Consider the following 13,388-nt stretch of genomic DNA (forward strand, 5'->3'; position numbering starts at 1 on the left):
TTGGCCAGGATCGTCCTGAGGTGGATCGGACAACGATCGATGCTGAACGGTGAGGAGACCGACCATGCCGAAATCCCCGATGCCCTTCTTCTGGTACGAGCTGATGACTTCAGACCTCGACGCCGCCGAGGCCTTCTATACCAAGGTTGTCGGCTGGACGGCGCAGCCCTTCGACAAGGCCCCCGGCATGCCGCGCTATACCGTCATGAATGTCGGCGAGCGCGGCGTCGGCGGGCTGATGACCATGCCCGAGGATGTCAAGAAGATGGGCGCGCCGCCGGCCTGGCTCGGATACATCCACACGAAGGATGTCGACGCCGCGACGAAATCCTTGAAAGCCGCCGGCGGCGGCGTTCACTGCGAACCCAGCGACATTCCGGGCGTCGGCCGCTTTGCCGTCGTCGCCGACCCACAAGGCGCGACCTTCATGTTCCTGCAGCCGAACGGCCCCGACCAGCCCGTCGTGCCGGCCAGCACGCCTGGCCATATCGGCTGGAACGAGCTCTACACCAGCGACTGGAAGGCGGCGTTCGATTTCTATTCCGGCCAGTTCGGCTGGACCAACGCCGGCGAATTCGACATGGGCCCGATGGGCACCTACCAGACTTTTACGGCCGGCCCCGAATCCGGCGGCGGCATCATGAACAAGCCCGCGCAAATCCCCGTCCCGGTCTGGCAGTTCTATTTCAACGTCACCGGCATCGACGCGGCCGCGAAACGCGTCACCGACAATGGCGGCAAGATCCTGATGGGGCCGATGGACGTCCCCGGCGGCAGCTGGATCGTGCAGTGCCAGGACCCGCAAGGCGCGCACTTCGCGCTGATGGCGCCGGTGCGCTGACGGCAACACCGCCGGCACGAAGCGACGGCCTTTCATCGCACCACCGATGAAAGGCCGCACTGCTCTGTTTGCCGCTTTATTCCGGCGTCAGCACAGCAACCTTCAGTTCGGCCTTTTTCGCGCCGCTGAACTGGACGGTGGCCGGCCCGGCCGCAAGCTTGAAGCGTACGCTCTTGCGGATGCCGGGGCAGGTTTTCACACCGCTATAGCCCGCCGACTTGATGGCCTTGCCGTCCTGGATGACGTCGATCCAGGCCTCGCCCGACAGGCTGATCTGAATGGCTCCCCCGGCCGGCACGTCCACACTGGCGACGGCACCGAACGTGCCATCCGCCGGCGCACGCTCGGGCGGCAGCGTAAAGCCGGCTTTCTCCGCCGGAACCAATGCCAGGTCCGCGGCAGCGCCTACAGCCAGCTCCGCTCCAGCCGGCGTTGCGGGCGCTGCGGCAAACAGCGCCTGTTCCCGCGTGACGGGCCATTTGAAGGCCTCGCAACCGGCGTCCTCGGCCATGGCGAAGCTGGTGCCTGCAAGGATGGCGAATAGGCTGATAACGACTTTTTTCATGGCAAGGGAACCCACAGATTCAGAGTGTCCGTCTCAATACAACCATAGCGCTATAAATGCAACCATGGCGTGAACGATATCAAAGGTGAAACTGGGGAACATTTCCAATCACCGATTGTTGATGGTGCTCCATGGGAAGTGAATGGTCCATCGCCGGGCAACGATCTATGGCCGGACAGGGAGGGTGAAAATGGAGTTTTAGATGAAGCTTTTTGACGGCCTCTCCAGATACCAGCCGCAGGCGCTCGGCGTGCTGCGCATGATGACCGCGCTGCAATTCGTCGAACATGGCAGCCAGAAACTGTTCAACTTTCCCGCCAGCGCCGAGCCTCACGTCCTCACCGGGTTGACGACGGCCGCCGGCATCCTCGAATTCGCCGGCGGCATCCTGCTGGCGCTCGGCCTGTTCACTCGGCCCGTCGCGTTCCTTCTGGCCGGCGAAATGGCGATCGCCTATTTCATGGCGCACTACCCGCGCGATTTCTTCCCCATCAACAACAGCGGCGATTCGGCAATCTCGTTCTGCTTCATCTTCCTCTATCTGGTCTTCGCCGGCGCCGGCGCCTTTGCGCTGGACAATCGCGGCAAGGCCTGATGTCCCCGCGGGGGTGAGCCTTCACCCCCGCATCCGCTCGAAATTCGCATCGAACAGCGGTGCTGCCTGTATGCGCGCTGCATGCCGCTTGCCCAGCAACTCGATTTCGAAGCCGTCGCTTTCGTCGGCGATCTCCTTCGGCACATAGCCGACGGCGACCGACTTTTTCGAATGATGGGCATAGCCGCCCGACGTCACCCAACCGCGCACCGCGCCGCCGAACCAGATCGGTTCGTCGCCGATGACATCGGCATCGTCGGCGTCGACAATGAAGGCACGCAGCCGCAATTTACCGCCTTGCTTGCGCTCGGCCAGCGCCGCCGCCTTGCCGATGAAATCCGCCTCCTTGCCATAGGCGACGAAGCGGTCGAGCCCGGCTTCGAGCGGCCCGTAGATCGGCCGGTATTCGCGCCCCCAAGAGCCGTAGTTCTTCTCCAGCCTGAGCGCATTGAGCGCGCGCGAACCGAACAGGCCGATGCCGAACTCGGCACCCGCCGTCATCAACGCATTGAACGCCGCGCGCTGGTATTCCGGCGCAACCCACATCTCGTAGCCGAGATCGCCGGTGTAGCTGACCCGGCCGACCAGGCACGGCGCCATGCCAATATCCATCCTCGCCACCGCCATGAAGGGAAACGCCGCGTTGGAGACATCGGCGCGGCTGACCTTGGCCAGCACTTCCCGCGCCTTGGGGCCGGCAATGGCAAGGCCGGTGAGTTTCGCGCCGAGCGCCTCGATATGAACTGAACCGTCGCCAGGCAGATGCGCCTCGAACCAGCGCATATGGTACTGCTCGGCAATACCGGAGCCGGCGAGGAACCAGCCATCGCTGCCCAGATTGGCCAGCGTGAAATCGCCGATCAGCCTGCCATCGTCCTTCAGCATCGGCGCCAGCGTCATGCGGCCGGGCTTCGGCAGTTTGCAGGCAAGCATGCGGTCGAGCCAGGCCGCCGCCCCCTCGCCCGTAACCTTATATTTGGCGAAGCTCGAAATCTCCGCAAGGCCGACGCCGCCACGCACCGTCGCGACCTCCCTGGCAACATGGGAGAAATCGCTTGAACGCCGCCAGGAAAACTCGTCCTTGACGCCTTCAGGCGCATACCAGAGCGGCACTTCCAGCCCATAGGCGACACCCCACTGCGCGCCCTTGGCCGACAACAGATCGTAGACCGGCGTCGTCTTCAGTGGCCGTCCGGCGGGCAGTTCCTCATTGGGGAAGCGGATCGAGAAGCGCCTGGAATAGTTTTCGCGCACCTTGGCGTTGGTATAGGCCATCGTTGCCCAGTCGCCATAGCGCGCCACATCCATGGCCCAGATGTCGGCGCCGGGGTCGCCCTCGATCATCCAGTTGGACAGTGCCAGCCCGACGCCGCCGCCCTGGCTGAAGCCGGCCATGACGCCGCAGGCGACCCAGAAACCCGGCAGGCCGCGCACCGGCCCCACCAGCGGGTTGCCGTCGGGCGCGAAGGTGAAGGGCCCGTTGATGATCTGCTTGATGCCCGTGTTTTGGAAGGCGGGGAAATGCCGGAACCCGACCTCCAGCGACGGCGCGATGCGGTCGATGTCGGGCGCCAGCAATTCATGGCCGAAATTCCACGGCGTCTGATATTCCGACCACGGCTTGTTGGCCTTCTCATAGGTGCCCATCAGCATGCCGCCGCGCTCCTGGCGCAGATAGAGCTCGCCGTCGAAATCGACGGCATGGATGATCTCGGTGCCGGTCTTGGCGTTCCAGGCGGCGACCTCCGGCATGTCCTCGGTGATCAGGTACATGTGCTCCATGGCCAGCACCGGCAATTCGAGCCCGACCATGCGGCCGACCTCGCGCGCCCACAGGCCGCCGGCATTGACGACATGCTCTGCCACGACCTCGCCCTTGTTGGTGATGACGCGCCACAGCCCGTCGGGCCGCCGCACAATGTCCTCGACCTTGGTGAAGCGTTCTATGTCCGCCCCAAGCTTCCGCGCGGCCTTGGCATAGGCATGGGTGACGCCGGAGGGATCGAGATGCCCATCCTCCTTGTTGCGGACGGCGCCGACGAACTGCTTGGGATCCAGCAGCGGCATCAGCTCGGCCGCCTCCTTCGCCGAGATCACTTCCAGGTCGATGCCGAGATAACGGCCCTTGGCGACGACACCGCGCAGCCAGTCGAGCCGCGCCTCGGTCGCGGCGAGCAGCACGCCGCCGGTCAGGTGCACGCCGCTCGCCTGTCCCGACAGTTCCTCGATCTCCTTGTAGAGGCTGATCGTGTATTTCTGCAGCTTGGCGACGTTGGGATCGCCATTGATCGTGTGCATGCCGCCCGCCGCGTGCCAGGTCGAGCCGGATGTCAATTCGTCACGCTCCAACAGCACCACGTCGGTCCAGCCATGGCGGGCGAGATGGAACAGCACGGAACACCCGACGACCCCGCCGCCAATGACCACGACCTTTGCATGCGATTTCATGGATTTTTCTCTGATATCAATGGATTGGATGGGTGAGATGAATCAGGACGGGAGGCATCACGGCTCGCCCTGCCCGATCGCTTCCTTGCGCCTGGCGACATAGGCCTCCAGCGCCTCGCGCACGGCGATGTCCATCGCCGGCTCGGCATAGTCTTCCAGCGCCTTTTTCCACAGCCGCGTCGCGCGTGCGGTTGCGTCGAGGCTGCCGGCTTCCTGCCAGGCTTCGTAATTCTGCCAGTTGGAGAGCATCGGCTGGTAGAAGGCGGTGGCGTAGCGCTCCAGCGTATGCGGCTCGCCGAAGAAATGACCGCCTGTCGGCACCGCGCCCAGCGCCTCGACGGCGAGTTCCGCCTCGTCGACCACGATCGGCCGCAGGAACTCCATCATGTGCTGGATCATCTCGACATCGATGATGAACTTTTCGAACGACGCCGTCAGCCCGCCCTCCTGCCAGCCGGCGGCGTGATAGACGAGATTGCCATGGCCGAGCACCGCGCCCCACAGCGCCATCAGCGTCTCATAGGCGCCTTGCGCGTCCGCCGCATTGGAGGCCGAACCGGGCGTTGTGCGGTAGGGCAGCCCGTAGCGCCGCGCCAATTGCCCGGACGCAATGTTGGCCTTGGTGTTCTCCGGCGTACCGAAGGCCGGCGCGCCCGACTTCATGTCGACATTGGAGGTGAAGGCGCCATACATCACAGGCGCCCCCGGCCGCACCAGTTGCGTCAGCACAACGCCGAACAGCGCTTCCGCATTCTGCTGCGCCAAGGCACCCGCCAGCGTCACCGGGCTCATCGCCCCCATCAGCGTGAACGGCGTCACCGCTACCGACTGGCCGAACTCGGCCATGGTCATCAGCCCTTCGGCCATCATCTCGTCGAAGCGGCGCGGCGAATTGACCGAGATGATGGTGGCAATGCCCGGATCGTCGCGCAGTTGGTCCAGCGTCAGGCCGCGCGCGATCGCCATCATCTCGATGCCGTCCAGCGCCCTGCCCCGGCCGATCGCCGAGACATGAAAGCTCTTGTCGGTCAGCGTCAGGTTGGTGAAGTAGGTGTCGAGATGGCGCGAATTGGCCGGCAGCTCGACCGGCGCGCAGACCTGGTTGCCGAGCATGTGGATGCAGTTGAAATGCTGCGCCAGCCGGGTCAGGTCCGCATAGTCCTTGAGATTGCCGGCGCGGCGGCCACGCTCCATGTCGTGCACATTGGGCGGCCCGGCGACGAGGGTAAAATTGATGGTGTTGCCGCCGAGATGGATTGTGTTGGCCGGGTTGTGTGGCGTCAGCGTATAGCTGGAGCGCGTCGTCTTCAGCGCCTCGTCGACCATGCCGCGATCGATGCGGACATTGGCCGAGGCGTGATCGACCCTGGCACCCGCTTTCTCGAACAGCGACAGCGCCCGCGGGCTCATCACCTCGATGCCGAAATTCTCCAAAATATGCATCGACGCCTGATGGATCGCCTCGATCTGGTCTGGAGACAGCAGAGCCATCGGCGGATAGGGATTGGTCACCCGCCTCGGCGGCAGTTGCGGGATGGGCGCCGGCCCCCGGTTGCTGGTGCGCTCGGCGCCACGCTTGCGTCTCGGTTCGTTCATGCCGGCATCAAAGCCTTGGCAAACCAGGCAAGCTGTCAGAAATACGCCGTCTGCAGGCGCGATTTTAGCCACGGCGGCATTTATGCAGAATGGCTTTATAAAAAGCGACAGCACGTGTCGGAATGCTGCTATGGCATTTTCCCGGCCGCTCCTGCCTACGAGGCGTTAACGGCGGCAGCAAGATTCCTTTTATGATTTCGGCCTATTGCTCATCCAATGCGTAGGTCGAGTTTTAGTAAAATTGTAGCAGTTGGCGTGTTGCTGGCACTTTCGGCCTGCGCGACCGCGCCCAGTCACATCAATAATGTCTGTGCCGTCTTCGACCAGAATGACGGCTGGTTCGACAACTGGCAGTCTGCGGCCGAACGGACAGCGCAGAAATATGGCGTGCCGGTCCCCGTGCTGATGGCGACGGTGCGCAAGGAATCCGGCTTCAAGAGCAATGCCCGGCCGCCGCGCACCAAGCTTCTCGGCTTCATTCCCTGGAAGCACGTCTCGTCGGCCACCGGCTTCTCGCAGGCGCTGGACGGCACATGGTCGCAATATCAGCGCGAAACCGGCAACTGGGCGGCGCGACGCACCAAATTCGCCGACGCCGTCGATTTCGTCGGCTGGTATCACTCCAAGACAGCAGATACCTACGGCGTCGCCCGCAACGATACCTACAATCTCTACCTAGCCTACTATCTCGGCTGGACCGCCTATGGCCGCGGCAATCGTGGCGACGCCGGCGTGCAGGGTTACGCGCGGGCGACCGACAAGATGGCGCGGGACTATGAAGCGCAGTTGCGGCAATGCGGAAGCTGACAGTCAGCCAGGGGTCAGTGCCGCCTCGTCGTGTCTTTCGGCTTTGAGACCCCGGTTTCGGAGGTCTCGTCGCGGACTTCGTGGCGACGGGCTCGCAAGACGGCGTCCGCGTCCTCGGCAGCCTTTCCGGTCACATCGGCGTCCGCATTGGCGTTTTTGCCGCTCGGGCGCGCCGGCGGCGAACCGGCAAAGCCTGGACCTTCGCCATGCGACGCGTCGTCCGGAACGCCCTCATGGGCTGCGTGTTCCTTGTCGAACTTGATCACCGGTTCCATCTTGGCCAGCACGTCGTCGGCCAGCCAGCACAGGCTCATATGGCCGTCGCCGAGATGCTTGACCGGCGGCACCTTGGTCTCACACAGATTGTCCGGCACCAGCTTCTTGTAGCCGCAGCGCGTCTGGAACGGGCAGCCGGACGGCGGGTTCATCGCCGAAGGAATGTCGCCTTCAAGCACTATGTGCCGCTTGACCACGCTGGTGTCGGCGATCGGGATCGCCGACAAAAGCGCCTCGGTATAGGGATGGTAGGGCGGCGCGAAGATCTGGTCGGTCGTGCCTTGCTCGACGATGTAGCCGAGATACATGACGACGACGCGGTCGGCGATGTAGCGCACGACCGACAGGTCGTGGCTGATGAACAGCATCGTCGTCTTGTTCTTGCGCTGGATGTCCATCAACAGTTCGGTCACCGCCGCCTGCACCGACACGTCGAGCGCCGAGACCGGCTCGTCCGCCACCACCACCTTGGCGTCGCCGGCAAAGGCGCGCGCCACGCCGATGCGCTGCTTCTGGCCACCGGACAGCTGGCGCGGCTTGCGCGTCTCGAAGGCACGCGGCAGCTTCACCAGGTCGAGCAGTTCCAGCATGCGCTTGCGCCGGTCGGCGACCGTCTTGCCGACATTGAACTTCTCCAGCGTGCGGATGATCTGCGAGCCGACAGAATGGCTGGGGTTCAGCGTATCGAACGGGTTCTGGAACACCATCTGGATCGACGACACGGTTTCCACGCTGCGGCTCTCGATGCCGGTCGACTGGATCTGCTTGTTGCCCAGCGTCACCGTGCCGGCGCTTGCCGTCTCCAGCCCGAGCAGCACCTTGGCCAGCGTCGACTTTCCGCAGCCGGATTCGCCGACGATGGCGACAGTCTCGGATTCGCGCGCCATGAAGGAGATCGTCTCGTTGGCCTTGACGACGCGGCCCTCGCTCGAGCCGAACACCTCGCTGCCGCCGACCTTGTAGTATTTCCTGAGATCCTCGATCTTGAGCACCGGCGCGCCGGGCACGACGCGCTCATTGACCTTCTTGGCGCCGGGCGGCAGCGCCTCCCAGTCGATCTCGTTGAAGCGCACGCAGCGCGAGAAATGACCCTCGTGGCCGGCGACCTCGATCATCGGGATTTCGGCGGCGTTGCAGACGCCCTCGACGAAATGGTGGCAGCGCGGACCGAAATTGCAGCCCTTCGGCCGCTCATGCGGCAGCGGCAACTGGCCGGGGATGGCAATCAGCGGCCGTGAATTCTTGTCGGCTCCCGGCAGCGGGATCGAGCGGAACAGCCCTTGCGTATAGGGATGGCGCATCCGGTCGAACACGTCCTTGATCTTGCCGGTTTCCACCGCCTCGCCCGAATACATCACGGTGATGCGGTCGCAGGTCTCCAGGATGAGGCCGAGATTGTGCGACACGAAGATCATCGACGTGCCGAATTTCTCGCCCAGCCCCTTGACCAGTTCGACGATGCCCGCTTCCACCGTCACGTCGAGCGCCGTCGTCGGCTCGTCGAGCAGAAGCAGCGCCGGCTTCGACAGCAGCGCCATCGCAATGACGATGCGCTGCTGCTGGCCGCCGGAAAGTTGGTGCGGATAGGAACGCATCATGCGCTCGGGATCGGGCAGCTTGACCGCACGCACCATTTCGAGGGAGCGTTTGTAGGCCTCTTCCTTCGACACCTTGTCGTGGATCAGCGGCACTTCCATCAGCTGCTGGCCGACCTTCATCGCCGGATTGAGGCTGGCCATCGGCTCCTGGTAGATCATCGCGATCTTGTTGCCGCGGATGGCGCGCAGCTCCTCCTCGGAGAGCTCGCCCATGTCCTTGCCCTGGAACTTGATCTTGCCGCCGACGATCTTGCCGATGTTGGAGAGGTCGCGCATGATGCCGAGCGACACGGTCGACTTGCCGCAGCCGGATTCCCCGACGATGCCCATCGCCTCGCCGGGCATGACCGTGCAGGAAAAATCCATGACCGCCGGTATTTCGCCCTTGCGGGTAAAGAAGGAGATCGACAGGTTTTCGATCTCGATGATCGGCTCTGCGGGATTTCGAACTGCCTCGTTCATGGGTCGCTCCAATCCAAATTCTACCAGATGCGGGTCAGAGCCCGTCAATCAGTCTTTCATCGATTGTTCACGCAGCGAGTCGGCCAACAGGTTGAGCCCCAGCACGAACGACATCAGCGCGATCGTCGGCGGCAGCGCCGGATGGATGAAGGAGCGCAGCAGCCTGCTGGCATCCTTGATCGCGGTGCCCCAGTCGGGGCTTTCCGGTGCCAGGCCGAGGCCGAAATAGCCGAGCGTGCCGAGCAGGATGGTGGTGTAACCGATGCGCAGGCAGGCATCGACGATCAGCGGCCCGCGTGCGTTGGGCAGGATTTCCCAAAGCATGATGTACCAGGGCGATTCACCGCGCGTCTGCGCCGCCGCCACATAGTCGCGCGTCTTGATGTCCATCACCAGGCCGCGCACGATGCGGAACACGCCCGGGCTGGAGGCAAACACCACCGCCACGAAGATGTTGAGCTGGTTGGGATCGATGTGGACGATGTGCAGCGGGTCCTTGTCGAAGACGAGGCCCAGATAGATCCAGCCGCCGACGATCAGGGTGATGCCGAGCAGGATGTATAGCCGGTCGGGCCGGTTCTTGTAGCGCGTCCAGAACAGCACGCTGAAGAAGATGATCGGAAACAGGAAGAACACGCCGGCCATGGCGTAGGGGATCGGCGTGTCCATGATGCCTGGCGTCACCAGGAGGTAGAACAGCAGGATAACCGGGAAGGCCAGCACGAGGTTGGCCAGGAACGACAGGACCGTATCGATCTTGCCGCCGTAATAGCCGGCAGGCAGGCCAAGCGTGATGCCGACCATCAGCGCGAAGCCGGTGGCCGCCGGCGCGATGATCAGCACGATCTGGCTGCCATAGACCATGCGCGAAAACACGTCGCGGGCCAGCTTGTCGCCGCCGAACAGATAGACAAGCCCCGATTGCGGCTCGACGGCGCCGGGCAGCATGTCCTTCATCACCGGGATCTGTGCCAGCGGATCGAAGGGCGAGATGGTCGATGCGAAGATCGCCGTGAACAGCCAGAACAGGCAGATGCCGACGCCGACGATGCCGACGCCGCTGTCGAACAGCTGCCCGTAGAGCGCCAGCCTTTTCTTGTAGGCGAAGCTCGTCCCCATGACGATGATGAGCGCGATCCAGACGGGCCAGAAGCGCGACAGCACTTCGAGGATGACACTGAAGGCACTGATATATTGGACCTGCATCCGCTTCGCCCCCTACTGAACTCTGATACGCGGATTGAGAAACGCGTAGCCGACATCGGAAATGAGCTGTGTGATCAAGACGATGAACACCGAGACCAGCGAACAGCCAAGCAAAAGGTCGATGTCGTTGTTGCCGGCGGCCTCGACCAGCGTGTAGCCGAAGCCCTGGTAGCGGAACATCACCTCGACGATGACGACGCCGGTGAGCAGCCAGGGAAATTGCAGCATGATGACGGTGAACGGTGCGATCAGCGCGTTGCGCAGCGCATGTTTCACCACCACGCTACCGAAGGAGAGACCCTTCAACCGGGCGGTGCGGATGTATTGCTGCGTCATCACCTCGACCATCGAGGCGCGGGTCATGCGGGCGATGTAGCCGATGCCGTAGATTGCCAGCGTCATCACCGGCAGGGTGAAATTATAGAAGGTGATGCCCTGGCTGGCCGACGCGGCCGAGCCGTTCAACCAGCCAAGCCATGAGGCGAAGATGACGGTGAAGATGACGCCCGACACATATTCCGGTGTCGCCGTCGAGGCGATCGAGGCGACCGAAAGCACGCGGTCGGTTCGCGACCCCTCGCGCATGCCGGCCAGGATGCCGATCAGCAGTGAGATCGGCACCATCACCACCAGCACCCAGAACATCAGGATACCGGTGGCGCCAAGTGCGGGAAACAATTTCGACGCGACCGTTGTCTTGAACTTGGTCGAGCAGCCGAAATCGCCTTCGAGGACGCCGGAAAAGGTCGGCACGACCGGGTCATTGCAGAAGGAGAAACGCTGCGCCGGCTTGCCGGTCGCCGGGTCGGTCACCGGCTGCTTTGGCATGACGCCCAGCCACTGCCCATAGCGGACAAAGAAGTTCTGCCGGTAGCCATGGTTGGCCAGCCAGCTCTCGAGCTGCTCGGCCGACGTGTGCATTTCGGTCTGGCTGATCGCCAGCTTCTTCAGGTTGGGTTCAAGGTTGATCAGGAAAAAGACGACCATGGTCAGGCATAGCATCGTCAATGCCATGGTGCCGAGACGCCTGATGATGAAGGAAAGCATGGCGGCCCCCTGCCGGTCTGGTTGGGGTTGGAGCCCGTTGAAAAACCACCTCAGCCGCGACGGCGGAACTGGCTGTCAAACAGGCCCTCGGATGCAATCAACCCAGTTTATTGCACGACCTTGCCAGAGGAGTCCGCAACTTTGTTGCGCCGACTTCTGGTTTTGGAATCATGCGGGGAGTGGGAGGAAGGGGCAAACTGCCCCTTCCTCCGCTTGGCCTGATCACGCCTGGTCGAGCCAGATCTTGCCGTAGTCGCGCTCGAATGTCGGATGCATCTTGTAGTTTTGCACCGCCTTGACCGAGTGGCTGTAGAGCTTGCGCCAGTAGGGCTGGATGATGATGCCGGAATCCTGCAGGATCTGCTCGATGTCCTTCATCATTTCCTTGCGCTTGGCCGCGTCGGAGACCGCAAGCGCGGCGTTCAGCTTGGCATCCCAGTCGGGGTTCGACCAGGCACACTCGTTCCAGGCCTCACCGGTGCGGTAGGCCAGCGCCAGAACCTGAACGCCGAGCGGACGCATGTTCCAGTTCGTCATCGACAGCGGATACTTCAGCCAGTCGTTCCAGAACGTCGAGCCCGGCAGCACCGTGCGCTTCACCTTGATACCGGCGTCGCGCAGCTGGGCGGCGATCGCGTCGCCGGTGTTCTTGTGCCAGTCCTCGTCGACGGTGATCAGTTCATGCTCGAAATCGGCCTGACCGGCTTCCGCCATCAGCGCCTTCGCCTTGGCCGGATCACGGGCAACCTTGGGCAGCTCGTAATATTCCGGATGGATCGAGCAGACATGGTGGTTCTCGGCGACCGAGCCGGCATTGCCGTAGCCGAGCTGGAGGACGACATTGTTGTCGACGCCGAGTTGCAGCGCCTTGCGCACCTTCTCGTTGTCGTAAGGCTTGTGGGTGACGTTGGTGCGGCAGACAATGGTCGAGGCGGTGACGACTTCGGACTTGACCAGGTCCATCTTGTCGAGGATCGACACATAGTCGGCCGACGTTTCGAAATTGGTGTGCACTTCGCCGGCCTCGAAAGCGCTGACCATGGCGGCCGGATCCGTGCCGTAGTCGATGAACTCGATGCCGTCGAGATAGACGTCGCCGTCCCACCACTTGTTGTCGGCGCGGCGCTTGTAGACCACTTTCTGGCCGACATCGTAGGAGACGAGCTCGAACGGACCGGTGCCGATCGGGCAGGCTTTGAAGTCGCCGCCCTTTTCATCGAAGGACTTGTGGACGATGAGCGCGACATAGTCGCAAATCCCGGGAATGATCGAGATGTCGGGCTTGGTGAGCGACAGCTTGACGGTCATGTCGTCGACCTTGGTGACCGCGCCTTCACGCAGCTTGCCGGTCTTGTCGTCGAACAGCGTGCCAAGACGGCCGGGCATGGAATTGCCTTCAGCGGCCTTCTCGCCCCAACGGTTGAAGTTGTGCACCACGTCGTCGGCGGTGAACGCATCGCCATTGTGCCAGGTCACGCCCTTGCGCACATGCAGCACGTACTGGGTGGCATCGTCGTTGACGTCCCAGGACTCAAGCAGATAGGGGCGGAACGTGTATTCGGTGGTGTATTTGACCAACGGCTCGAGCGCCTGGCGCTCGGCATTGGCGATTTCCGACCAGTCGGCCTTGCGCGGATCCTTCGGATCCTTGATCCACTGGGCGACCTTCAGGATGCCACCCTTCTTGGGGGCGTCTTCGGCGCGCGCCTCGGTCGGCGCCGCCAGCCCGAGCAGGCCGTAAGCCATCGCCGTTGAAGCGCCGAAAACGCTGGCTAGCGCCAGGAATTCGCGGCGATCGACCTTGCCTGCCTTGGCTTCTTCGGCCATGGCCAGGATGTGATCCGGAACGCGATCGCCATTACTCTTATAGATTGTCATGACTAACTCCCATTGTTGGCTTTCCGCCGATTAACATTCCGCATCCAGGCCATGATGTCAAAGACGGCT

11 protein-coding genes are annotated in these 13,388 nt (G+C 62.9%); 4 read left to right on the forward strand and 7 right to left on the reverse strand.

The genetic code is table 11. From position 1 onward, the window contains the following. Positions 1-64: 64 nt before the first annotated feature. Entirely contained in the window at positions 65-841 is a 777-nt protein-coding gene (locus QQK95_RS11130) for a VOC family protein (protein ID WP_284272234.1), read from the forward strand. 76 nt (positions 842-917) lie between these two features. On the opposite strand, the gene QQK95_RS11135 is transcribed toward QQK95_RS11130, so the two are convergent. Continuing rightward, positions 918-1,421, reverse strand: coding sequence for a hypothetical protein (locus QQK95_RS11135; protein ID WP_322791213.1), 504 nt, complete (start codon positions 1,419-1,421; stop codon positions 918-920). A 54-nt stretch (positions 1,422-1,475) separates the two neighbouring features. On the opposite strand from QQK95_RS11135, the gene QQK95_RS11140 reads away from it, so the two are divergent. Both QQK95_RS11140 and QQK95_RS11145 read left to right on the forward strand, forming a co-directional pair. After that, entirely contained in the window at positions 1,476-1,622 is a 147-nt protein-coding gene (locus QQK95_RS11140) for a hypothetical protein (RefSeq protein ID WP_284272236.1), read from the forward strand. Then, positions 1,609-2,001 (forward strand): DoxX family protein, encoded by a 393-nt coding sequence (locus QQK95_RS11145; RefSeq protein ID WP_284272237.1) that lies wholly within the window; start codon positions 1,609-1,611, stop codon positions 1,999-2,001. Before QQK95_RS11140 ends, QQK95_RS11145 begins: the two co-directional genes overlap by 14 nt. A gap of 21 nt (positions 2,002-2,022) precedes the next feature. On the opposite strand, the gene QQK95_RS11150 is transcribed toward QQK95_RS11145, so the two are convergent. Then, on the reverse strand, positions 2,023-4,449 hold the full coding sequence (locus tag QQK95_RS11150; RefSeq protein WP_284272238.1) for a GcvT family protein: 2,427 nt from the start codon (positions 4,447-4,449) through the stop codon (positions 2,023-2,025). A gap of 57 nt (positions 4,450-4,506) precedes the next feature. Beyond that, on the reverse strand, positions 4,507-6,045 hold the full coding sequence (locus QQK95_RS11155) for a trimethylamine methyltransferase family protein (RefSeq protein ID WP_284272239.1): 1,539 nt from the start codon (positions 6,043-6,045) through the stop codon (positions 4,507-4,509). Positions 6,046-6,261: 216 nt separating this feature from the next. On the opposite strand from QQK95_RS11155, the gene QQK95_RS11160 reads away from it, so the two are divergent. Continuing rightward, complete coding sequence (locus QQK95_RS11160) at positions 6,262-6,852, forward strand: transglycosylase SLT domain-containing protein (protein ID WP_140889547.1); 591 nt, start codon at positions 6,262-6,264, stop codon at positions 6,850-6,852. Positions 6,853-6,866: 14 nt separating this feature from the next. Here QQK95_RS11160 and QQK95_RS11165 read toward each other — a convergent pair whose 3' ends face one another. The 4 genes from QQK95_RS11165 to QQK95_RS11180 all read right to left on the reverse strand — a co-directional run bounded on the left by QQK95_RS11165 (position 6,867) and on the right by QQK95_RS11180 (position 13,319). Next, a complete protein-coding gene (locus QQK95_RS11165) occupies positions 6,867-9,188 on the reverse strand; it encodes a dipeptide ABC transporter ATP-binding protein (protein ID WP_284272240.1) in 2,322 nt (773 codons plus the stop codon). Between the two features lie 48 nt (positions 9,189-9,236). Continuing rightward, positions 9,237-10,394: an ABC transporter permease gene (locus QQK95_RS11170; RefSeq protein WP_284272241.1), complete on the reverse strand. Its 1,158-nt coding sequence runs from the start codon at positions 10,392-10,394 to the stop codon at positions 9,237-9,239. Between the two features lie 12 nt (positions 10,395-10,406). Next, the gene (locus tag QQK95_RS11175; RefSeq protein WP_284272242.1) at positions 10,407-11,441 is read right to left on the reverse strand and encodes an ABC transporter permease; all 1,035 of its coding nucleotides are present in this window, start codon (positions 11,439-11,441) and stop codon (positions 10,407-10,409) included. A gap of 222 nt (positions 11,442-11,663) precedes the next feature. After that, complete coding sequence (locus QQK95_RS11180; protein WP_284272243.1) at positions 11,664-13,319, reverse strand: ABC transporter substrate-binding protein; 1,656 nt, start codon at positions 13,317-13,319, stop codon at positions 11,664-11,666. Positions 13,320-13,388: the final 69 nt, after the last annotated feature.

Source organism: Mesorhizobium huakuii (genome assembly GCF_030160235.1).
GTDB classification, from domain to species: Bacteria; Pseudomonadota; Alphaproteobacteria; order Rhizobiales; family Rhizobiaceae; genus Mesorhizobium; species Mesorhizobium huakuii.

Bases quoted from the DNA above. Each gene is read 5' to 3' on its own strand.
- QQK95_RS11130 (WP_284272234.1), top strand. From the start codon at position 65: ATGCCGAAATCCCCGATGCCCTTCTTCTGGTACGAGCTGATGACTTCA.
- QQK95_RS11145 (WP_284272237.1), top strand. From the start codon at position 1,609: ATGAAGCTTTTTGACGGCCTCTCCAGATACCAGCCGCAGGCGCTCGGC.
- QQK95_RS11150 (WP_284272238.1), bottom strand. From the start codon at position 4,449: ATGAAATCGCATGCAAAGGTCGTGGTCATTGGCGGCGGGGTCGTCGGG.
- QQK95_RS11155 (WP_284272239.1), bottom strand. From the start codon at position 6,045: ATGAACGAACCGAGACGCAAGCGTGGCGCCGAGCGCACCAGCAACCGG.
- QQK95_RS11160 (WP_140889547.1), top strand. From the start codon at position 6,262: ATGCGTAGGTCGAGTTTTAGTAAAATTGTAGCAGTTGGCGTGTTGCTG.
- QQK95_RS11165 (WP_284272240.1), bottom strand. From the start codon at position 9,188: ATGAACGAGGCAGTTCGAAATCCCGCAGAGCCGATCATCGAGATCGAA.
- QQK95_RS11170 (WP_284272241.1), bottom strand. From the start codon at position 10,394: ATGCAGGTCCAATATATCAGTGCCTTCAGTGTCATCCTCGAAGTGCTG.
- QQK95_RS11175 (WP_284272242.1), bottom strand. From the start codon at position 11,441: ATGCTTTCCTTCATCATCAGGCGTCTCGGCACCATGGCATTGACGATG.
- QQK95_RS11180 (WP_284272243.1), bottom strand. From the start codon at position 13,319: ATGACAATCTATAAGAGTAATGGCGATCGCGTTCCGGATCACATCCTG.